This window comes from Bacillus sp. N13C7 (assembly GCF_026790065.1).
Classification (GTDB): Bacteria; Bacillota; Bacilli; order Bacillales; family Bacillaceae; genus Bacillus.
On sequence record NZ_JALAMO010000003.1, the window covers coordinates 175,053 to 196,536 of the forward strand.

The window sequence follows — 21,484 nt, forward strand, 5'->3', positions numbered from 1 at the left end:
TATGCAGCCGTGTCCTATGAGATGCTCAGGAGGAAGTGACTTTTCCGGTTTTGTAAAATTCGTCAATTGCTTTATCGACATACACCCAGCCTTTCCAGCCGATGTGAATGGTATCTTTCATGAAATACGGGTCATATTCATGCCCCGAAAAATCAGCAACCTGGAAGCCCTTCGCTCTAATCTGCTTATTCACTTTTTTGTAATAATCAGTGCGGCCTTTTTTCGGGAAGCCTGTGTAGTCGTACCATTTTCCGTTGACAGGGATGGTGACAAACATAGGCTCTGCGCCCGCATCCTTCAGGATATCGAGCATCATTTCAAAGTCGCCATATTCCGGTGACACCGCATACGATCTTCCTTTGTTTTTCCCTTTCAGCTTAGGCACTTTCGGCTTCAGCTTTTTATAGACAGGGTTGTCGATGTGAAAATCGTTAGAACCGGAGTGGCGTTTGCCTGATTGATCCGCCAGTTTATTCAATTCAGACCATGACTTATCCTTTACTGACTGCGAGATATAGCGCTTTGGCCCGGATGATTCTGTCGTTGAATAATACAGATCTTTCTTTTCCAGCATGCTGTAATACACTTTCGCCGCCGGCTTCAGCGCGTTCACTTTCCACGTCTGGCCGTTTACCATTGCTTTGTACAGCTCAGAAAGAATGGCATCGTTTTGCACAGCCTTAAAGCGCAGCATGCGTTTCATCATTTTCTTTTTAATTTCAGGGTCGATCTGATCGTTAAATGCCAAATCAAGCCCTTGCAGTGCAGAATAGTTCGGCGCGAAATGCTGTTCATCAGACCCGCGCTTAATAAACCATTGCGGAGACACGATGAATACGATTTTTTTGCCCTTCAGCTGATCCATATGGGCAGCGAAGTTTAAAGAATGAATCAATGACTGGGACCCGCCTTTGCCGACAAGGTATGGCGTGAATCCCTCATTGTTTACCTGAAAATAATTAGATGGGTGGAACTCGTCCAGCCGAGAAAGCTCAGAAGACCCGTAAATCGGAAGATATGTCGGATCTTTGAGCATCTGATCTTGTAAATATAGCCCTTGAAACATACTCGGATTCAAGGCTGTTGCTGACTCTTTCACACGCTTATCGGTGATGAAGCCTGTCAGCCATGAAGATGGAATTGCGATGGCGCCTGCGAATAGAATAAACGCCAAAATAATTGGACCGAAAAAACGCTTTTTCATTATTTCAACTCAGACAGCTGATTTACAATGTTGTTAGGTGTATTCCAAACGTCCCGGTCAAATTCAGTGATCGGCACTAAAATATCAAAACGGTTTTCAATCGCAAGCAGCAATTCTACTGTTCCAAAAGAATCAAGCAAACCTTCTTCAAAAATTTCAATATCAGGATTTTCCTTTACGATGTCATCCTGGCAAACCTCTGCTAAAACGTCTAATACCTCTTGTTTAAAATCCATAGCTATCTAATCTCCTTTAATGGTGGTGATGAAATGGTTTTCCTGAGAAAATATAAAACCCGAAGCAAACGAAATGGAATGTGATCACAATCGCGAGAATGGTTGTCCAGCGGTTGGACGGCAGCCATTTATATTTCTTATTCCACTTCTCGAAAAAGTTGTAACACGTCATCAGAACGGCGTGATAGAGGCCGTAAATGATATATTGCGGCGCGAGCCCGTGCCAAACCCCCATCAGCATAAACAGCAGGAAATACCCGATGTTTGAGACGGCCATACGGTTTTTGATCCACTTTTTCTTAGTCATCCAAAATACGAATCTCATAAACACATAATCTCTGAACCAGAATGACAGAGACATATGCCAGCGATTCCAGAAATCTTTAATATTTTTACTGATAAACGGTTTATTAAAGTTTTCCGGTGATTTAATGCCCATAATGTAGCTGACCCCGACGGCAAACATTGTGTAGCCGGCGAAATCAAAGAATAAATACATGCTGTAGCCGTACATGTACAGCAGGTTCCCGAGAATCTTATTGTGCGTGATCGCGGGAAGATTCATGATGAAGTACGTATTGATTGCGTAGCCGATAATAAACTTGTACAGGAAACCGATAAAGATCTTATGAATCCCTGTGTACAATAGATCAGCGTATTCTTCTTTTGTCCAAGCCTTCTGTTCATCCTTGACGAACCGACGGTATCTGTCGATCGGACCGGAGGAAATCGTCGGGAAAAACAGGATGAAATACAGCAGGCGGTGCAGCGGCAGCTGTTCTTTCAGCAGGCCGTCTCTTGCTTCCATAATCAGCTGAACGCCTTTAAAGGTTAAATACGAAATCCCTAAAAAGCTGATCAGGTTATGTGGCGGGTGATGCGGCTGCGGGTGTGAAAGAAACGGCCATATTTTTGACAGAAATAAAGGCAGAATCGACGCGATAACAGCTCCGCAAAAGACAAAGCCGCTGTTCGCTTTCTGCCGGTATGCCAGGTAGCCGCTGATCAGGAGCACCTGCCATATTGTAAACAGGCACAGTGCGATGACTCCGTGTAAGTCGTGCGAAAAAATTAAAGCCAATATAATGATAGATATGAACATGTTGTATGCTTGAAATCTTTTTCCGTTCAGGCCGAGAATGATCGTCGGCAGAAGAAGAATGCCAAGCAGTATAAAGAATAAAAACGAGCTGTAAGGCGTCATACAAGAACCTCTTCGCCGATGCGTTTCCGGTCAATTTTGCCGTTGGCCGTCATTTGAATATGATCCTGATAGATGAACTTTCTCGGGATCATATACGCCGGAAGGGAAGCGGCAAGCTCTTTCTTAATGGCGCTTGTCAGCTGGAATTCCTTCTGGAACTCATGCTCCTCAGGCACAATAGCAGCGATCAGGTACTCAACTGTTCCGTTTGGCTGATACGGAATCACGACAGCAGAGCGAACGTACTGAGACTGTCTGACATGGAACTCAATTTCCTCCAGTTCCATTCGGTAGCCGTGAAGTTTAATCTGGAAATCCAACCGCCCTTGGCAGAAAATCTGACCATCTTGAATATAGCCGGCATCACCAGTTCGGTATGCCCACTGGCCTTCATAAGAGAAAAACGCTTTTTCCGTCAGCTTTGGCTCACCAAGGTAGCCTCGGCTTACGCTCGGCCCCGCAATGACGATTTCTCCCTTTTCTCCATCAGGAAGCGGCTGTCCTTGTTCATCCATAATGAAAATGTTCATATCTGGCTTGGCAAAGCCCACTGGAAGCGATTCGCTGCGGCTGATGACGTCACTTGTAATTTCAACAGATGTGACAGCCACTGTCGCTTCAGTCGGACCGTACGTATTAAAAATCTTTGCTTGCGGAAAACGCTCAAGCAGCGCTTTTGCCACAGAAACCGGAAGAACCTCTCCGCAAAACATAAATGTGTCTGCCTCAGGCAGCAGGTCCTGAGAAAAACCAGGGTCCATCAGGCACATCTGCACAAAGGAAGGGGTCGATGTCCATACATTCAGCCCGGACTTCTTCAGTTCTTCGAATAAGATTTTCGGCTTATTCACAGCATCCTTTGTCACGCAGTGTAAAGTCCCGCCTGATTGAAGGCACGGATAAAGATCCATAACAGATAAATCAAATGAAAACGGCGCTTGGTTTAAAAATGTTTTTCCTCCGGTCACTGGAAAGTCTGCACAAATCCAGTCTGTGAAGCTTTGAAGATTCGCAGCGGAAATCTGCACGCCTTTCGGATTTCCTGTGCTTCCGGAAGTGTAAATGATATAAAACGTCTCGTGTTCCTTGACCCATTGATCTTGGCTGACAGAGCCGCCTTCGTTTTCCAGCAGTTCTTCTGCCGAAACCGTCTGAATGCGGTAGCTGTCTGCATCAATTGAAAGTCCGGCAGCATGGATTAGCAATTCTGCTCCAGAGCTTTCGATAATTTTCGCAATCCGCTCGGACGGAATGGACAGATCAACCGGAATATAAGGGTGTCCCGCTTTGACGCTTCCTAAGAAGGAAACGATCATATGCGGCTCCATATGGCCGTACACAAGGATAGGAGATTTCTTTTCCCCAGAAATGCGTTTTTGGATCGCGGCAGCCGCACGGTCAGACTGCTCCCATAATTCCTGATAGGTGAGCGACTGGCCTTGAGAGCGGAAGGCATCGGTTTGCGGATAAGTTTCCGCATGTGTTTGAATAGCATGTAAAAGTTTCATAGTTATTCTCTCTCCAATTAGAAATCGTTATAAATATATGAACCGGTATTCGCGGTGTGAAAACCATACATAAAAAACAAAACAAGCAGTATCATCAAATAAAAGCCTGTATGACATGTCCACTTGACAGCGGGCTTTTCATACAGCTGTTTCATCAATTGCAGCATATTAAAAATTCCCTTCCCGTTTTTTCGACAATCACATGAGTATTTGACGATCAGATGCTCAAAAAGTTTCATTTTTTCCCTAATCTCCCTCAAATTAATATATCGGCGTCTGTTTTTGAAAATGAATCTTTATACCTGCAAGAGTGAGAATGGAATGTTTCAAGCTGATTCATAATAAAGGAAAAGATGAATGGAGTCAAAAGATCTTTTTAACTTTTAAAAAGCGTAATGCACTTAAAAAAATTTTTCCGTGCCAGCTCGTTCAGGTAAAAGCAGAAACCTAATGAAATCGGGGCCGAAAGCGTATAATAAGAAAGAAAACGCCTTCTTGCGGTATCTTGTGAAATGGGGGAGAAGTCATTATGATAGATAAGGAAGCAAAAGGAGTTTTTATCAAGCTGCCGGCTGAAAAAAGTAAGCCTTTTAATAGAAAGGAAGAGGAAGATGAACCAAACAAATAAGGGTGAGGGTCAGACAGCGCCGCAGAAAGAAAGCATGGGGCAGATCCTTTGGCAGTTAACCCGTCCCCATACGTTAACTGCATCGTTTGTGCCTGTGCTGCTCGGAACCGTTTTGGCGATGTTTTATGTGAAGGTTGATCTGCTGCTGTTTCTGGCTATGCTGTTTTCTTGCCTATGGATCCAGATCGCGACGAACTTATTTAATGAATACTATGATTTTAAACGCGGGCTGGATACAGCAGAATCTGTCGGAATCGGAGGGGCAATTGTACGCCATGGAATGAAGCCTAAGACGATTTTGCAATTGGCTCTCGCATCATACGGGATCGCCATTTTGCTCGGCGTTTATATTTGCGCGAGCAGCAGCTGGTGGCTCGCTTTGATCGGCCTTGTCGGTATGGCGATCGGCTACTTGTATACAGGAGGGCCGCTGCCAATTGCATACACGCCGTTTGGTGAGTTATTCTCAGGCATTTGCATGGGATCGGTGTTTGTGCTGATTTCATTTTTCATCCAGACTGATATGATCAATACGCAAAGCATTTTGATTTCAATTCCGATTGCGATTCTTGTCGGTGCGATTAACCTGTCGAACAACATCCGCGATATTGAAGAGGACAAAAAAGGCGGACGCAAAACATTGGCGATTTTGATGGGGCATAAGGGTGCTGTCACTCTCTTGGCTGCGTCGTTTGCTGTCGCCTATATTTGGGTTGTCGGCTTGGTGATTACAGGTGCCGCAAGCCCGTGGCTGTTTGTTGTCTTTTTAAGCGTGCCTAAGCCAGTTCAGGCAGTAAAGGGCTTCGTCCAAAAAGAATTGCCGATGAATATGATTGTCGCAATGAAATCAACAGCCCAAACGAATACATTTTTCGGATTTCTGCTCTCGATCGGATTATTGATCAGCTACTTCCGATAAAAAAAAGACCGCTCGTTTCGTGCGGTCTTTTTTTGTTACAATCGACCGCATTTTGTAAAATAATTCATAGAACCTTGCAGCAGACAGGTACGTCTAGTACATGGACAGCGGATAAAGATCCGTTAAAGGAGATGAAAAAAATGGATTTATCTGTAACACATATGGACGATTTAAAAACAGTAATGGAAGATTGGAAAAATGAATTATTAGTTTATAAATTTGCGCTTGATGCGCTGGATACAAAGTTCTCAATTATCAGCCAGGAATATAACCTCATTCACGGACACAATCCGATTGAACATACGAAATCCCGTGTCAAAAGCTTTGAAAGCATCGTGAATAAATTAATGAGAAAGGGCTGCGAGATTACGACGAAGGAAATGAAGGAGCACATCAACGATATTGCCGGCGTGCGCATCATTTGTTCCTTTATTTCTGACATTTATAATGTCGTGAATGTGTTGAAGCAGCATGAGGATTTGAGAATTGTAAAGGTGAAGGATTATATCCAGACGCCAAAACCGAACGGCTACCGCAGCCTGCACTTAATCATCGAGATGCCTGTGAATTTAACGAACCGTGTGGAATACGTCAAAGCAGAAATTCAGATCCGGACGATTGCGATGGATTTCTGGGCGAGCCTTGAACATAAAATTTACTATAAATTGAACAATGACGTTCCTAAGCAATTAACAGATGAGCTGAAGGAAGCCGCGGAGATCGCCCATTATTTAGATGAAAAAATGCTGGGGATTAAGAAAGAAGTGGATTAGAAAAGACGGCACCCAAGTGCCGTCTTTTTTATTTGATATCTTCATAAATGTCGGAGGCTTTAGCCTTCATTTGTTTCTGATGGGCTTTCGGTTTCTTTTCTTTTTTCACAGCTTGATAGACAGCGGCTGTCACAAGATCGCCGGCCTGCTGGAGGCGGTCTTTGCTGATATGTTCGATTGAGTCTTCAGGGGTATGGTACCACGGCTCAACTTCTTCGGTTTCCGGGTCTCCCCAAATAAAGTTGGCGGAATCAATGCCGGCTTCGTGGAACGGCACATGATCTGATGATCCTCCTTGTGTCAGAGACAGGCTGTCAAACCCAATTGTTTCAGCAGCCGTATGGCTGGATTCCCAAACATCGTTCGATTGGCCGTCCAATGTGTTGACATACAGCTCAGACGCACGCTCCCAGCTTGTGCCTACCATGTCTAAATTGAAGTTCACTTCGCTTCGTTTCAGCTCTTTTTCCGGTAGATGATCTACATAATGAGAGGAGCCAAGCAGGCCGAGCTCTTCAGCGCCGAAAGCGATAAAGCGGATTTCTTTATCAGATGGAACGCTTTTTAAGACGCGCGCCATTTCCAGCATGACAGAGGTTCCTGAGCCATTGTCATTTGCTCCGGGCGAAAAAGGAACACTATCGTAATGGGCTGTCACATACACAATGTCTGGATGTTTGATATTCTTTGGTTTTTTGATTCCGATGATGTTCTGGGAGGTTTGGTTTGTGAATGCTTTTAGTTTTAAGGTGGCTTCTTTTTGCTGGGTAAGGGTTTCACCGTCTTCTTTCTTAATTCCGACAACAGGAATGCCGGCTTTATTTCCCGATAGGTTTGGCGTCACAGGCACGAGGCTTTCTTTGTTGTTATAGATGATGACAGCCTTCGCACCGGCGGCCTCGGCATTTTTTGCTTTCTCATAAAATGTAAGGTCTCCTCTGGATATCAAGGCGATTTTGCCCTTGGCGTCAGCGGTAAAGTCCTTTGGATATCCCAAACCAGCATTGAAAAGCGGGGCCGTCAGCCCTTGTTCTTCAGTCGGGGCTGAGCCGGATGCCGCCCGAAGAAGAATATCGCGCCCTTCTGAAGACAGCGTTCCCTCAAGCCGGTCAGGAATACCAAACCGCTGAACCTTCACATCAAGGTTTAATTTTCTCAAGGATGAGGCGATCAATAGAGCGCTCTTTTTTTCAGCGGCAGTTCCGGCTATTCTAGGGCCGATGGCTTCACTTAGCTGAGAAATGGTGGAGTACGCGCGATTGGCTTTGAATGGGAGCTCTCTCTCGCTAACTGATATTTGTACAGCGCGCGCGGCAGGGGTGACACTCTGTGCCGGCAAGAGAACCGTTCCGGCAGTTAAAACGGCCATCGTCATTACAGTCAAAAGCTTTTTCATCAAAAACCCTCCCCTAATGTATGGATGGAGAATATTTCGGGATGCTAAAGGAATTTCCTGCAAAATGAAGAGCGTTTTTGAAAAGACAGTGCTTTATACCTGCAAAAAAACGCTTATGAATGAAGAGTCATAAGCGTTTTGGGATATTAGGCTATAGGAGCTTTAAAAACTTGCGTTTGCCGACTTGGATAATCATATTCTCCTTTATTTCTGCATTGGCGTGAACATCTGTTATTTTCTCTCCGTCGATGCGGATACCCCCGTTTTGAATCATGCGGCGTGCCTCGCTCTTCGAAGAGAGGAGCTTCAATGTAACGAGCAGATCGACAATCGAGATTGTTTTCTCGCCTTCCCATTGGACAGCCGGAATATCATCAGGAAGGCTGTTTTCCTGAAAGACGGTTTTAAACGATTGTTCGGCAGTCTCAGCGGCTTCCGCTCCATGATACATTCGGACGATTGTTTTGGCTAAAAGCATTTTGGCATCCCGCGGATGGACGGTGCCGGTTTCTAATTCTTTCACGAGCTGTTTTTTCTCTTCTAGCTCTAAGTCCGTTGCCAAATGGATGTATTTTTTCATCAGGCTGTCTGGCAGTGACATCGTTTTTCCGTACATGTCGTTTGGATGTTCGTCAATGCCGATGTAGTTGTGTTTCGATTTCGACATTTTCTCAACCCCGTCTAAGCCCTCCAAGAGCGGCATAAGGATGACGACTTGTTTTTCTTTGTTGTATCGTTCTTGGAAATGCCGGCCCATCAGCACATTGAAATGCTGGTCTGTTCCGCCTAATTCAATATCGCTTTCAAGAACGACGGAATCGTATCCCTGCATCAGCGGGTAAAAGAATTCATGGAGCGAAATCGGCTTTTGCATGGCGATGCGTTCTTCAAAATCGTCGCGTTCCATGAGGCGGGCTACGGTTATTTTGCCTGCCAAGTCAATAACATCCTCCAGATTCAATGTCTTCAGCCATTTCGAGTTGTAGTGAAGCTCAATTTTGTCTGGATCCAGTACTTTTCCGAATTGCTCAAAGTATGTTTTGGCATTGTGCTGAACTTCTTCATCGGACAGCTGCTTTCTGGCTGCTGACTTTCCGGTCGGATCACCGATTTTTCCTGTGAAATCCCCAATTAACAGCTGGACAATGTGGCCGTTTTCTTGAAATTGGCGCAGCTTGTTTAACACCACCGTATGGCCCAGATGCACATCCGGTGCAGATGGATCTAATCCGAGCTTAATTTTTAGCGGTGTGCCTGTCGAAATTGATTTCACGAGCTTTGCCTTTAATTCCTCCGGCGGTATGACTTCTTGGGCGCCTGTCATGTATAGCTGAAGCTGTCTCTCGACTTCTTTTTGCTGTGCAGCTGTGAGCTGGTCAAATGTTTTCATCATTCGTTCTTCCTCCTTTTTTTGAAACACAAAAAAGAGCCCATCCCGATAAGGGACGTGGCTCAATGCACGCGGTACCACCCTGGTTGAAGACATCGTCTTCCGCTCATTCGAATAACGGTTTCCCGTTCTTTGCTACTAAGGTTCACAAAGAAAGCTCGGGGAGGTAATTCACGTTTGCTGTGTGCCGGCTCGCACCTTCCGCCGGCTCTCTGAAACAGGGAGACAAACCGCTACTGGATTCCCGTCAAAGCTTATGTTGTATGAAGATTGTCAGCGACCTTTCTGAGCAGCCCTGTCAGTGTTTTCTGCTCATCTTTTGTCATGCCTGCAATGAGCTCTGTTTCCCCTTTGTGAAACTCCGGGTAGAGCTCTTCGATCGCTTGTTTGCCGGAATCGGTGATGGAGACAAACACGAGTCGCCGATCCCTTGTGTCGATGCTTTTTCGGCAAAACTCCTTTTTTTCGAGCGTTTTGATCACGTTGCTTGCTGTAGCTGTAGATATCCCTGACAGCTCAGCGATTTTTCTCGTTTCGAGCGCTCCCCATACCCATAGATCATAAAGAATGGAGAAAGCGGTCCAAGAAAGGTTATAGGAAGAAAGAACCTCAGTCTCCATTTTGACACGGAGCCTTTGTGCAGATCGATACAGGTTTGTCGCAATCGATATGGCTTCCAGGTTCAGTGACTCAATGGGCATTTGTGTAAGCTTAGAAAGTGTGTCGTGTTCTTCTTTTCGAAGCTGCTGATGTGGATGAGAACGTTTCATTGTTTAAGCCTGCCTTAAGTTATCTGAATCATTAGCTATGAAACGAATTGTAACAGAGTCTGATGTGAACTTCAAGCCTATATATCGGTGAATAAAAAAAGCCAAAAAAACACCAAACTAAAGAAAAACCCGCAAACGGGGGTGCCATCTTGCAAAAATATGTTCAATCCGTCTATAAACATGATCCGTTTCACCTTTTTTCAGCAGAGCATGTGGTGACATTAGCGGTGATTGCCATTTTGGCCATTTTTTTGTTTCTGTTCCGCGAACTGGTCAGGCGGCCTAAACTCAGCTTGTTTCTGCGCTATTTGTTTGTGTTTCTGCTGGTTGGTTCGCAAATCGGTTATCAAATATGGATGATCGCAACGGGGAGGTGGTCTGTGCGCACTTCATTGCCTCTCCAGCTTAGTGACTTGTCGGTGTATTTGTCGGCCATTATGCTGGTAACAAAAAACAGAAAGCTGTTTGTCTTCTTATATTTTGTCGGCATCGGGAGCTCGATTCAGGCTCTTTTGACACCTGACCTCGGTATGTTTTCATTTCCGCATGTTCGATATATCCTCTTTTTTATTTCGCACGGATCTGTGTTTTTATCCTGCCTGCTGATGGCGGTGGTTGGCACTTATAGAATGAGCCAGCGCTCTTTATGGGTGACCGTCCTGATTGTCAATGTGTATGGAGTCTGCATTTATCTGCTTGATCGCTGGCTTGGCGCGAATTATATGTACTTGACGAAAAAACCGGGAGGCTCTTCTCTCTTGGATGTTCTCGGGCCGTGGCCGTGGTATATCGCTTCGGCTGAAGCCATAACGATTGCCAGCTTCTACATCCTCTACTGGCTTTATCGCATGTTTAAAAAATGACATCTTTTTTGTTGTATGACACATTCTGTTTAAAAAATTGTCGGAGAACGTGTTTATTTTTTTGAAAAAGGGTATGTAACTTGTACAACAAAAAGGGAGATGAATACCATTGAGGAAAGATGAAATCATGCATATCGTATCATGCGCAGATGATAATTATGCTCGTCATTTAGGTGGGATGTTCGTTTCTTTATTGACAAATATGGATCAGGAGAGAGAAGTAAAATTATACGTCATAGATGGCGGAATTAAACCTGATAACAAAAAAAGACTGGAAGAAACCACATTGAAATTCGGCGTGCCGATTGAGTTTTTAGAAGTGGATACCAATATGTATGAGCATGCGGTAGAAAGCAGCCATATTACAAAAGCCGCGTATTACCGCATTTCAATCCCAGACTTAATTAAGGATGAGAGCATCAAGCGAATGATTTATATCGATTGTGACGCGCTTGTCTTGGAGGATATTTCGAAGTTATGGGACTTGGACATTGCGCCATACACCGTAGCCGCTGTTGAGGATGCGGGGCAGCATGAACGCCTGAAAGAAATGAACGTCACTGATACAGGGAAGTATTTTAACTCAGGTATCATGATTATTGATTTTGAGTCTTGGAGAAAGCAAAACATCACAGAAAAAGTCATCAACTTTATCAATGAACACCCAGACGAAGACTTTCTTGTGCTGCATGACCAAGATGCACTGAATGCGATCTTGTATGATCAGTGGTATGAACTTCATCCGCGCTGGAACGCTCAAACATATATCATGTTAAAATTGAAAACACCACCGACTCTGTTAGGGCGGAAGCAATATAATGAAACGAGAGAAAACCCGGCAATCGTGCACTTCTGCGGCGGAGAAAAACCTTGGAACTCCAATACAAAACATCCGTATCGCGAGGAGTATTTCCATTACATGTCCTATACGAAGTGGAATACGATTGGGAACCCGGCGATCAACCAATAAATTGAATATAAAAAACGCTTTTGATATCTCAAAAGCGTTTTTTTGTTTGCCTCAGCGCGCCACTGACCGTTGATAAAACCGCTGAATATGCATGGCGATATAGCACAATTCTTTTTCAGGAAACTCAAACCCGTATTCCTTCTTCACAAATGTGCCGATGCTTAGGGCACACAGGAAGGCATCCTTAAACTTCTCTTTAATAATGTCGATCATTTCTGCATCCAGCTCGTAAATGGATTCGCCCGCTTTGATGTGTTGAATGGCAAAGCGGAGATGCGTCACAAGCCGTTCATAAGAGATGGTATCTTCCACAATATTGATTGACAGCTGAGTTTCAATAATCTCGATAATATCACGGATCATCGTTGTAATATCAAGTGTCTGCGTCATGTCACCGGCATTGTTTCTAGCCGTGTGGATATGCATGGCGATATTGCCGATTTCATCATCAGGAATGTGAATCCCCAGTTTATCTTGAATCAGCGCTCTGGCCCATAAGCCGATCTGGAATTCCTTCGGATAAAGGACTTTGATCTCATTCAGCAGCGGGTTTTTGATGACCATTCCATTGCTGAGGCGTTCGATTGCAAAGGAGAGATGGTCTGAAAAAGCGACATGAATACGCTCGTTGATTTTGATGTTCAGCTCTTGTTCGGCATGGGAGATAATTTGCTCGGAAATCTGAATATGGTCTTCCGGCAATGTTTCTAAAATCTCTTCGAACTGCTTATAATCAGGTGTATCTTTTCTGACAAAGGTTTTTTCTATTTTTGACGGATCGACAATATCATTCTTCTTTTTGTCGAACGCAATTCCTGCACCTAAGAGAATCTTCTCTTCATTTTGATCCTTTACGACGATAGCATTATGATTTAAGATTCTTTTAATTTTCATAGCTCTTTTGTCCTTTCATCCCCCGTTTTATGAATGAAAACGAATAAATCCAGTTATTCTGTCTCTTCTTTAAACCCGAGAAACAATGTAGCTATAAAAGCAGAGACGGCCGCGATCAAAAAACCGATCATATAATGAACGAAATTAGCAGCGCCGAACGGCAGCACGATTGAAATCATCGGAATGCCTGTCAGCCCGTAGGAATTCGACACAACATGCATCGCAACCACATATGCGCCTCCAATAGCCCCGCCGATGGCAGCCCCGATAAAGGGCCGGATCAGTTTGACATTGACCCCGAATACAATCGGCTCCACAATGCCTAAAAACGCGGTAAGGGAAGCGGGGAGCGCAATTTTCTTCAGTCTTGATTGTTTCGTTTTGAAGAAAACCGCAAGTCCCGCTCCGCCTTGGGCCACATTTGCCATCGACCATATCGGCACTAAAAAGTTCACCCCGACATGCGGATCGGAAAGCAGCGTTGCTTCAATCGCATAAAAGCTATGATGCAACCCGGACAAAACGATGGTGGAGTAGATGCCGCCGAACAGGGCTCCGGCAGCAATGCCGGCGTGATCATAGATATAGACAATCGATTGTGTCATGATCTGGCCGATGATGGATGCGGCGGGATTCATCACAATCAGCGCGAGGCATCCTGTCACCATGACTGTAATAAAAGGAATGATGACGGCATCAAGCGACTTCGGCACAATCGATTTTAACAGCTTCTCGATTTTGCTCATGACATAAACGGAGAGAAGAATCGGGATAATGGAGCCTTGATAGCCCATCATTGGAATATGCAGCCCCCAGATGTCTAGTGAAGCGGGGGTTTTGCTGCCGAGCATAGACGGATCCAGCAGATCAGGATGCGTCAAAAGCCCTGCTATTACTGCCCCTAAATATGGATTGCTGCCAAATTGCCGTGCGGCACTGAAGCCGACTAATATCGGCAGCAAAATAAAGGCTGTGCTGGACACGAGGTCGAGCATCTTGATCAATGGGCTGTCGGCTGCGAACCAGTGAAACACCTTAATCATGCCGATCAGCCCCATGAGAAGGCCGCTTGCTGTGATTGCCGGGATAATCGGCACAAAAATATCGGACAGTGTTTTTGCAAATGCTGCGACAGGGTTCAGCTTTTTGCTCGCCTTTTTCTGTTGAACAGGCTCTTCAGAAGGTGCGGCCTCCCACACGTGAACGACTTCTTTATATATTTTGTTGACGACGCCTGCTCCGAAGATGATCTGGAATAGCCCATATCGGAAAAAGGTGCCCTGCACACCTTGCAGGTTTTCAATAGCATGTATATCGATTTTCGTCTCGTCTTTTACCTCAAAACGAAGACGGGTTGTACAATGGCTGATGCTGATAATATTGCTTTTTCCTCCTGCGAGGAGCAATAATTCTTTTGCAATCTCTTTTTGCAAACAATCAAAACCTCCTTTGCTGAAGAAAAGTCGGCTTGTTCATCGTATCAAATGAAAAGTTGACAATCAAAATGAAAAAAGTGAGAATTACCGGCTGAAAATGACAAAACGTGCTAGGACAACAAAAAATGCCCGCGTCGGTGACGGAGCATGAGAATAGGGATTGTCCATGGCGCCGTTATGAGCCCAACACGAAAAGAAGAGTTAAAATGCCCTCAATTTTAAGGCACTAATACTCCCTTTGCATCATTAGGTCTTGCCTGCCTGACCAGTCACAATCCCGCCATATGTGGTGATAACTGTAATAACGTTCATTTTATGCTGTTCATAGCTGGATAGCAATAGTATGAAAAGCCTGTGCGATGAATGGGAAAAAGGTTGTATGTGATGTTTGGGAATGTAAAAGCGCCTGTAAGACCCAGAATACAGGTCTTACAGGCGTTTGGGTTACTTTTTCGGTTTAACGGCATTCAGCCGTTTTTGCAGTTTTGTTTTTTCAGTGGATGCTTGCAATTGATTCACTGCAGACTGAGCGGATGCCTTTGATTTTTTTGTTTTGTCCTTTTCAGCCTTTTTCACTTTGTTTTTGGCAGTTTCGACTTTTTTGGCTTCGGCTGCCGCCACTTTTTTCTTCACTTTTTCTAACCGTTTTTGCAATGACGTTTTGTCCTTGCCTGCTTGAAGCTGATTGACAGCTGATTGTGCTTTTGCCGCATTTGCCTGAGTTGATTTCTTTTCTGCTGCGGCGACTGATTGCTGCGCCATTTTCAAATTGGTGCTTTTCACTTTGGTAATGCGCTTCTGAAGAGATGTTTTTTCTGAACCTGACGGCAGCTTGCTGACTGCCGATTGTGCGCTGTCTACATCTGATTTCTTTTTGCTTTTTTCCGCTTTCGCCACTTTCTCTTTCGCCTGCTTTAACGCGATGTAGCGTTTTACTTGGTCTAGGCGTTTTTGCAGGTTCTTTTTGTCTGTTCCGTTCGGCAGCTTGTGAATGGCAGCTTGTGCTGTATCGACGGTTTGCTGGGTTTTATATTTTTCTGCCTTTGTGACTTTGTCTTTCGCATCTTTTACATATCGGTATGCTTGTACTTTATCCAGCCTTTTTTGCAGGGCTGTTTTGGCGTCAGAATCCGGCAGCTCGCTGACGAGTTTTCCCGCTTTGTCGATATCGGTTTGTGTTTTTGTTTGTTCCGCTTTTTTCACCGCTTGCTCTGCCGCTGTGTACGCTGAATCTGTTGCCTGAGCTTTATACTGGATGAAGCCGTAGCCAAATTGCTGATCGCGGCCCGCGGTTCCAAGATCAACGATATGTTTCTGCATATCTGCGCGAAGCTGCACGTTTGTCTCAGCGGGATCACGCTGTTTTAACAAAGCAAACATGGCGGCCGCGTGCGGTGCCGCTTGGGATGTTCCGCTCCCTGTCGCATAATATTGGTGTAAGTAAGTGCTCGTGATGTTTGTTCCCGGCGCTGAAAATTCAACCTCATCTCCTGTTGATGAGAAGGAGGCAAGCTGATTGTTTTCGTTTGTCGCTGAAACCGCAACGACACTGCTGTACGCCGCCGGATAGTTGACTGGGTGGCCGTTCCCGTCGTTTCCGCTTGCGGCGACGAGCAGAACGCCTTTTTCATAAGCTCTGTCCACAGCGTCATGAAGGATTTGGCTGTCTGATGTCGTGCCAAGGCTCATATTGACGATGTCCATCCCGTTTGCGATCGACCAGTCGATCCCTTGGAGAAGACCTTGAAGATCCCCCGAGCCGTTCTGATTAAGCGCTTTAACCGCGTAAATTTGTGCTTCCGGTGCGATGCCGTCAATTCCGTAGCCGTTATGCTTGGCTCCAATAATCCCTGCGACATGTGTTCCGTGCCCGTTATCATCTTTGTAAGAAGAGGTATAACTGACTGCTGAATACCCGCCGGCAATCGACAGGTCTTCGTGGGGGGAGATTCCGCTGTCAATGACGGCAATTTTGACATTTTTGCCCGTCAGTCCCGCCTTCCAAGCCTGTTTGACCTGAATGGGTTCAAGGTTCCATTGCTCGAAGTTGTCAGAGGTTTCAGAGCCGTCTGACAGCACTTTGAAATCCGTGCTGCCTGCTGCGGTGAATGAGACATTGTTTTCGACATACAAAATATCAGGATCCTCTTGTAATTCTTTGACTGTATTCTGATCAGCTGTGACCGCTACTGCTGGAAGGTGCTTATACTGCTGTTCTACCTCAGCATCGCTGTCCAGGATGCTTTCCTTGCCGGCTTTGTTTTTATAAACCACAATGACTTCTTTCTCGCTGCTGTTTTGCGCATGAGCGAGAGGGCCTATGGCGAGGAAACTGAAAAACAAAGTGACTGATACTACAAGTTTGCAAGACATGTTTTTCATGACTGATCTCCTTTTCTATGATGTTTGATATATATATCGGAGGAAAAAGAGAGTTTGATAGTAAGGAAGAGATTTTTTTATGGACAGCGTTGCTTAGCGCCATGCAGATTTTTTCCGGAGGAAGAGGAAATTTTCCAGATGAATTTGTAAGCGTTTTCAAAATAAGATAAAGAAAACATTGCGAAGGTTGTTCATAAAGCAATGAGAAAAGGGGGCTTTTCAAATGAGCGCATTCACTCGGGTGATGGAGGAAAAAATAATGCCTGTCGCTGGGAAAATTGCCGGGCAGCGGCATCTCAGCGCTTTGCGTGACGGAATTATCCTGACCATGCCGCTGATTATTATCGGGTCTGTCTTTTTAATTTTAACGAGCCTGCCGATTCCGGGGTATGCTGATTTCATGGCGAGTGTGTTTGGGAACGAGTGGGCCGATAAGCTCGGATATCCTGTTAACGCTTCGTTTGATATTATGGCGATGATTGCGGCTTTTGGGATCGCCTATCGGCTGGCAGAAAGCTATGGTGTCGATGCCCTTTCTGCCGGAGCGATTTCAATTGCTGCATTTCTGCTGGCAACACCGTTTGAGGTGCCGTTTACACCGGGTGGCTCAACGGAACCCATCATGGTAGGGGGCGGAATCCCGATCACACTGCTTGGCAGCAAGGGTTTATTTGTGGCTATGCTGATTGCCTTGTTTTCAACTGAAATTTATCGGTACATTATTCAAAAAAATATCGTCTTCAAAATGCCAGACGGCGTGCCGCCGGCGGTAAGCAAATCGTTTGTCGCGCTGATTCCCGGCTTTATCATTGTGTTTCTCGTGTGGCTGGCGCGCCTTCTGATTGAAATGACGCCTTTTCAGAGCCTGCACAACGTCGTGGGAGATTTGCTCGGCACACCGCTTTCTATCCTTGGCGGCAGTCTCGGCGGAAGCCTGATTGCTGAATTTGTGCAGATGCTGCTTTGGTCGTGCGGGATTCACGGGGCTTCCATCATTGGCGGAATTATGGCGCCGATTTGGTATGGCGCAATGGATGCCAACCGTCTCGCGTTCCAAGCGGGAGAGGCGCTGCCAAGTATTTTTACAACCCAGTTTTTTCAAATTTGGATCAATGTCGGCGGAAGCGGAGCGACGCTGGCGCTTGTCCTGACGATGCTGGTGCGTTCCCGGAGCAAACAAATGAAGCAGCTTGGCCGATTAGGGATTGGCCCTGCGCTATTTAATATCAACGAGCCGATCATTTTCGGCATGCCGATTGTCATGAACCCGCTCCTCATTGTTCCATTCATCATCGCGCCGCTCCTCACAATAACAACAACTTATATCGGCATGAGCACTGGACTCGTGGCAAGGCCGGCCGGAATCGCCGTGCCGTGGACGATGCCGCCGCTCATATCAGGTTACCTGGCGACAGGCGGAAAGGTATCGGGCGCCGTTATGCAGCTGGTGAATCTACTGATCACCTGCGCCATCTACTATCCGTTTTTTAGAATATGGGATCATCAGAAATGGAAGGAAGAGAGTGCGGTGGAATCCGGGGGTAAAAATGTGTCGTGATTTTATAAGCGTTTAAATAATGGAAAAAAGCAGCGTTATGCTGCTTTTTTTCTACCGTTGAAAGAACTCAATCCACTCGCCGTCAGGACCTTCAATATAAAAGTAACGGTACCCGTTAGGAAGTGTTGTGATCTCTTCGTCGATGAATTTCGCGTTCATTCTTTCTGCTTTTGTATACTCAGCCGCAATGTCATCCGTCAGCAGGGCAATGTGGTGCACTTTTCCTTCGACAGGAAGCTCGCTGCTGTAACCTTGAATCAGTTCGATTTCCGTTTCTGGGCCATCTTCAAAGCCGAGAAAAGCAAGCTCGATAACACCGTTTGTGTGTGTGATGCGATCCTTCAATTTCATGCCGAGAACCTCTTCATAAAATGTGATGGACGCGTTGATATCTCTTACCATAATGCCTGTATGGTCAATTCGTTTTGCCATGCTGCTCCTCCTCGTAACTCTTTTTGTCTATCGTAGAAAAACCTTTCCTTTCTGTCAATGCAGACATCTTGGCGTTTTGTGGTACGATAAGAGAAAGCAAACAGAAAGAGGACGAACAAATATGAAGCTACTCACCCTAAAGAAAGCACACGCTGCAAAAATTAAAAAAGGCTATCCGCTCATCGATAAGGAAGCTCTCGCAGGGAGTGCGGGGCACGTGAAAGAAGGAGACCTCCTTGATATTGTGTCTGAGAATGGCGAGTTTCTCGCACGGGGCTACTATGGCCTGCAAAACAAAGGGGTCGGCTGGGCGCTTACCCGCAATAAACATGAACAGATTGACCAGGCATTTTTTCTCAGTAAATTAACAAAAGCACTCCAAGCGCGCACCAAACTATTCGCTGCCCAAGATACAACGGCATTCCGCCTGTTCAATGGTGAGGGCGATGGCATCGGCGGTGTCACGATCGACTATTATGGCGGCTACCTGCTGGTTCAATGGTATAGCAAAGGCATTTACACCTTTAAAGACATGCTGATGTCCGCATTGGATGAGCTGGATCTTGATTATAAAGCGATTTACGAGAAAAAACGCTTCGACACGGCTGGCCAATACGTTGAAGATGATGACTTCGTGAAAGGGAAAAGAGGCGAGTTCCCGATCATCATTCAGGAAAATGGCATTCAATACGCGGTGGATCTGAATGAAGGCGCCATGACGGGCATTTTTTTGGATCAACGACATGTACGCAAGGCGATCAGAGACCGGTATGCCAAAGGGAAAACGGTTCTAAACACATTTTCTTATACGGGTGCATTCTCTGTGGCAGCGGCGCTGGGCGGAGCGGAGAAAACAACAAGCGTGGATGTGGCAAACCGGAGCCTGGCGAAAACGATCGAGCAATTCAGCGTGAACAAGCTGGATTACGAAGCACACGACATTAAAGTGATGGACGTGTTTAACTATTTTTCGTACGCGGCCAGAAAGGATCTGCGATTTGATCTGATTATCCTTGACCCGCCTTCCTTTGCGCGAACAAAAAAACGCACCTTCAGCGCGGCCAAGGATTATAAAAACCTGCTGAAGGAAACGATCGCTATCACAGCTGACAAGGGCATCATCGTTGCTTCCACAAACAGCAGCGCCTTCGGCATGAAGAAATTCAAAGGCTTTATCGATGCTGCCTTCAAAGAAACAAATGAACGCTACGCAATTATTGAGGAATTTACGCTGCCGGAGGATTTCAAAACGATTTCGGCATTTCCGGAAGGCAACTACCTAAAAGTGGTCTTTCTGCAGAAAAAATAAAGCAAAAAGCTGCCCTGTTCAGGAGCAGCTTTTTCTATGTAGAAATGATTTTCTGGACGCGGCCGATGCGGCCATCTTCAAGCCGTACTTTAATGCCGTGCGGATGAAAGCTTGATTTCGTCAAGATATCCTTCACTGTCCCTCTCGTCAGTTTTCCTGTTTTTTGATCTGCTTTCAACACAATATCAACCTGTAATCCTTTCGATATGCTGCTTCGCTCTTGCCCGTTCATAGCGTACATCCCCTTTCCTTTTGTTCATTATAGACATTACGGTTTAAAAGTAACAGCCGGCTGATGAAGTGAATTTTTGTTTTTTTCAGCCTTCATTAAATATAATGTCAGTCCAAAGCCTGCTATGCTCAACATGCCAAAAAGCAAGTAGACCGCGAAGATCGACACGTAATCAAAAATGTACCCGCCTGCGAATGTACAGAACCAGTTGCCGAATCCATTGCCGATGGCGGCGTACATGGTCAGCGCCGTCGCTTCAACGTGGCTCGGGGTAATCCTTTTTACGTATTGGAGCGCCGCTGGGATAAATAAACCGATGGCCACTCCCTGAAGAAAAACCGTCGCATAGATGATCCATAATGAAGGCGCTGTGAAATAGAGCGCCCATCTGAATAATGAGACTCCGCCTGACAGCATAATGACGTTGAGCAGTCCCATTTTATCTATAAATGTTTGGGTAAATCGCATAAATGGTATTTCTGAAATCACGCCGATGAAAAATAAAATGCCGATAGCGGAAAGAGACGCGCCGCTTTTGTCCAGAAAAAGACTGAAATACGTATTGTTCGCTAAGTTTGGAGCAAATGTCGTAAAAGTGATGATCATAAAGATGAGGAAGGTTTTGTTGCTGATCAGCTCCCGGAATCCTTTGCGGATATTGACCTTTGTTTTGGTTTTCTGCTGGCCCGGCATTTGAGAGGCCAATATGGCGGCAATGCACAGAAAGCCACAGCCAAAGATAAAGATCACGTGAATGGGGTACAGCTGATTCGTCACCTGTCCCATGACGAATACCGCAATGCCAAAGCCGAGAGAACCAAAAAGGCGGATTCCGCCGTAGTTGCCGTTTGTTGCTTGTGTGTACCTTAATGAAATGCTGTCCGATAATGGAATAATCGTGCTTTGAAAGGCTGCAAAACAGGCTGCAATCAAAATAAACAGCGGGAAGCCGTCAAATGCAATATAGCCTAATCCAATGATACCTGTGATTGATGTGCAAACCGCCAGCAGGCTTTTCGTTTTTTGCGTATAGTCGCTCAGCATTCCCCAAAAAGGCTGAAAGAAAATCATCACAATCGGTCCGAGTGACATGATCAAGCCGACCTGTGATCCGCTTAAATGCTGTTCTTTCGTTAAATACATACTGAGTAAGGGAATAATGCTGCCCGTGCCAAGAAAAGCGAACAAATAAAATCCTTTTAACGCGGCGTAGTGCCGTCTCACCTGCAAGTTGTGCATGGGGGTGCCTCCTTTGGTATCCACAAATTACATTATATTGGAATTTGCCAGCTTTTCAATAAGGGGAAGCACATAAAAAAACTGCCCTTGAGGGGACTGACCCCATAAGATGAGACAAATAAAAAACACCTTCAAGTTTGA

General features: G+C 45.4%; 21 protein-coding genes and 1 other annotated feature. Of the genes, 7 read left to right on the plus strand and 14 right to left on the minus strand.

The genetic code is table 11. The features are described from left to right. Positions 1-25: 25 nt before the first annotated feature. Genes dltD through MOB98_RS03755 form a run of 5 tightly spaced genes read right to left on the minus strand, consistent with a single transcriptional unit; the run spans position 26 to position 4,319 of the window. Complete coding sequence (gene dltD, locus MOB98_RS03735; RefSeq protein WP_003227323.1) at positions 26-1,204, minus strand: D-alanyl-lipoteichoic acid biosynthesis protein DltD; 1,179 nt, start codon at positions 1,202-1,204, stop codon at positions 26-28. Further along, on the minus strand, positions 1,204-1,440 hold the full coding sequence (gene dltC / locus MOB98_RS03740; RefSeq protein WP_003227325.1) for a D-alanine--poly(phosphoribitol) ligase subunit DltC: 237 nt from the start codon (positions 1,438-1,440) through the stop codon (positions 1,204-1,206). The genes dltD and dltC overlap by 1 nt, the downstream gene beginning before the upstream one ends. A 16-nt stretch (positions 1,441-1,456) precedes the next feature. Then, positions 1,457-2,644, minus strand: a complete 1,188-nt coding sequence (gene dltB, locus MOB98_RS03745) for a D-alanyl-lipoteichoic acid biosynthesis protein DltB (RefSeq protein WP_003227327.1) — start codon at positions 2,642-2,644, stop codon at positions 1,457-1,459. Further along, the gene (dltA, locus tag MOB98_RS03750; protein ID WP_268367224.1) at positions 2,641-4,152 is read right to left on the minus strand and encodes a D-alanine--poly(phosphoribitol) ligase subunit DltA; all 1,512 of its coding nucleotides are present in this window, start codon (positions 4,150-4,152) and stop codon (positions 2,641-2,643) included. Before dltA ends, dltB begins: the two co-directional genes overlap by 4 nt. Before the next feature lie 17 nt (positions 4,153-4,169). Then, positions 4,170-4,319 (minus strand): teichoic acid D-Ala incorporation-associated protein DltX, encoded by a 150-nt coding sequence (locus tag MOB98_RS03755; protein WP_003227330.1) that lies wholly within the window; start codon positions 4,317-4,319, stop codon positions 4,170-4,172. Between the two features lie 149 nt (positions 4,320-4,468). On the opposite strand from MOB98_RS03755, the gene MOB98_RS03760 reads away from it, so the two are divergent. The 3 genes from MOB98_RS03760 (at position 4,469) to ywaC (ending at position 6,472) form a co-directional block, all read left to right on the plus strand. After that, positions 4,469-4,603 carry a hypothetical protein gene (locus MOB98_RS03760; protein ID WP_268360439.1) on the plus strand — a complete coding sequence of 45 codons (135 nt, stop codon included), beginning with the start codon at positions 4,469-4,471 and terminating at the stop codon, positions 4,601-4,603. 160 nt (positions 4,604-4,763) lie between these two features. Next, positions 4,764-5,699, plus strand: a complete 936-nt coding sequence (locus tag MOB98_RS03765) for a 1,4-dihydroxy-2-naphthoate polyprenyltransferase (protein WP_268360440.1) — start codon at positions 4,764-4,766, stop codon at positions 5,697-5,699. A 140-nt stretch (positions 5,700-5,839) separates the two neighbouring features. Next, positions 5,840-6,472: a GTP pyrophosphokinase YwaC gene (gene ywaC, locus MOB98_RS03770; RefSeq protein WP_003222250.1), complete on the plus strand. Its 633-nt coding sequence runs from the start codon at positions 5,840-5,842 to the stop codon at positions 6,470-6,472. A gap of 28 nt (positions 6,473-6,500) precedes the next feature. On the opposite strand, the gene ywaD is transcribed toward ywaC, so the two are convergent. The 3 genes from ywaD to ywaE all read right to left on the minus strand — a co-directional run bounded on the left by ywaD (position 6,501) and on the right by ywaE (position 10,028). Then, positions 6,501-7,868: an aminopeptidase YwaD gene (gene ywaD / locus MOB98_RS03775; protein ID WP_268360441.1), complete on the minus strand. Its 1,368-nt coding sequence runs from the start codon at positions 7,866-7,868 to the stop codon at positions 6,501-6,503. Between the two features lie 151 nt (positions 7,869-8,019). Then, positions 8,020-9,261 (minus strand): tyrosine--tRNA ligase, encoded by a 1,242-nt coding sequence (tyrS, locus tag MOB98_RS03780; RefSeq protein WP_268360442.1) that lies wholly within the window; start codon positions 9,259-9,261, stop codon positions 8,020-8,022. Between the two features lie 45 nt (positions 9,262-9,306). Further along, positions 9,307-9,518: a binding site (T-box leader), on the minus strand. Then, entirely contained in the window at positions 9,513-10,028 is a 516-nt protein-coding gene (ywaE, locus tag MOB98_RS03785) for a tyrZ transcriptional regulator YwaE (RefSeq protein WP_268360443.1), read from the minus strand. It overlaps the preceding feature by 6 nt. 149 nt (positions 10,029-10,177) lie before the next feature. Between ywaE and MOB98_RS03790 the strand changes: the two genes are divergently transcribed. Together MOB98_RS03790 and MOB98_RS03795 are read left to right on the plus strand one after the other, a co-directional pair. Next, positions 10,178-10,891, plus strand: coding sequence for a TIGR02206 family membrane protein (locus MOB98_RS03790; protein WP_268360444.1), 714 nt, complete (start codon positions 10,178-10,180; stop codon positions 10,889-10,891). A 109-nt stretch (positions 10,892-11,000) separates the two neighbouring features. Continuing rightward, positions 11,001-11,861, plus strand: a complete 861-nt coding sequence (locus MOB98_RS03795; RefSeq protein ID WP_268360445.1) for a glycosyltransferase family 8 protein — start codon at positions 11,001-11,003, stop codon at positions 11,859-11,861. A gap of 51 nt (positions 11,862-11,912) precedes the next feature. Here the strand turns inward: MOB98_RS03795 and sacY are convergent, their stop codons facing one another. The 3 genes from sacY to MOB98_RS03810 form a co-directional block, all read right to left on the minus strand. Further along, positions 11,913-12,755: a transcription antiterminator SacY gene (gene sacY, locus MOB98_RS03800; protein WP_268360446.1), complete on the minus strand. Its 843-nt coding sequence runs from the start codon at positions 12,753-12,755 to the stop codon at positions 11,913-11,915. Between the two features lie 53 nt (positions 12,756-12,808). Continuing rightward, positions 12,809-14,188, minus strand: coding sequence for a SacY negative regulator SacX (sacX, locus tag MOB98_RS03805; protein ID WP_268360447.1), 1,380 nt, complete (start codon positions 14,186-14,188; stop codon positions 12,809-12,811). A gap of 447 nt (positions 14,189-14,635) precedes the next feature. Continuing rightward, on the minus strand, positions 14,636-16,573 hold the full coding sequence (locus tag MOB98_RS03810; protein WP_268360448.1) for a S8 family peptidase: 1,938 nt from the start codon (positions 16,571-16,573) through the stop codon (positions 14,636-14,638). A 223-nt stretch (positions 16,574-16,796) separates the two neighbouring features. Between MOB98_RS03810 and celB the strand changes: the two genes are divergently transcribed. Further along, positions 16,797-18,131, plus strand: coding sequence for a PTS cellobiose transporter subunit IIC (gene celB, locus MOB98_RS03815; protein ID WP_268360449.1), 1,335 nt, complete (start codon positions 16,797-16,799; stop codon positions 18,129-18,131). 51 nt (positions 18,132-18,182) lie between these two features. Here celB and glxA read toward each other — a convergent pair whose 3' ends face one another. Then, positions 18,183-18,563 (minus strand): glyoxalase GlxA, encoded by a 381-nt coding sequence (gene glxA / locus MOB98_RS03820; protein ID WP_003236077.1) that lies wholly within the window; start codon positions 18,561-18,563, stop codon positions 18,183-18,185. A 121-nt stretch (positions 18,564-18,684) separates the two neighbouring features. Here glxA and MOB98_RS03825 point away from each other — a divergent pair, with 121 nt between their 5' ends. Next, on the plus strand, positions 18,685-19,872 hold the full coding sequence (locus MOB98_RS03825; RefSeq protein ID WP_268360450.1) for a class I SAM-dependent rRNA methyltransferase: 1,188 nt from the start codon (positions 18,685-18,687) through the stop codon (positions 19,870-19,872). Between the two features lie 34 nt (positions 19,873-19,906). Here the strand turns inward: MOB98_RS03825 and MOB98_RS03830 are convergent, their stop codons facing one another. Together MOB98_RS03830 and MOB98_RS03835 are read right to left on the minus strand one after the other, a co-directional pair. Beyond that, positions 19,907-20,104: a YwbE family protein gene (locus MOB98_RS03830; RefSeq protein ID WP_003222222.1), complete on the minus strand. Its 198-nt coding sequence runs from the start codon at positions 20,102-20,104 to the stop codon at positions 19,907-19,909. 36 nt (positions 20,105-20,140) lie between these two features. Further along, a complete protein-coding gene (locus tag MOB98_RS03835; RefSeq protein WP_268360451.1) occupies positions 20,141-21,343 on the minus strand; it encodes an MFS transporter in 1,203 nt (400 codons plus the stop codon). Between the last annotated feature and the right edge of the window lie 141 nt (positions 21,344-21,484).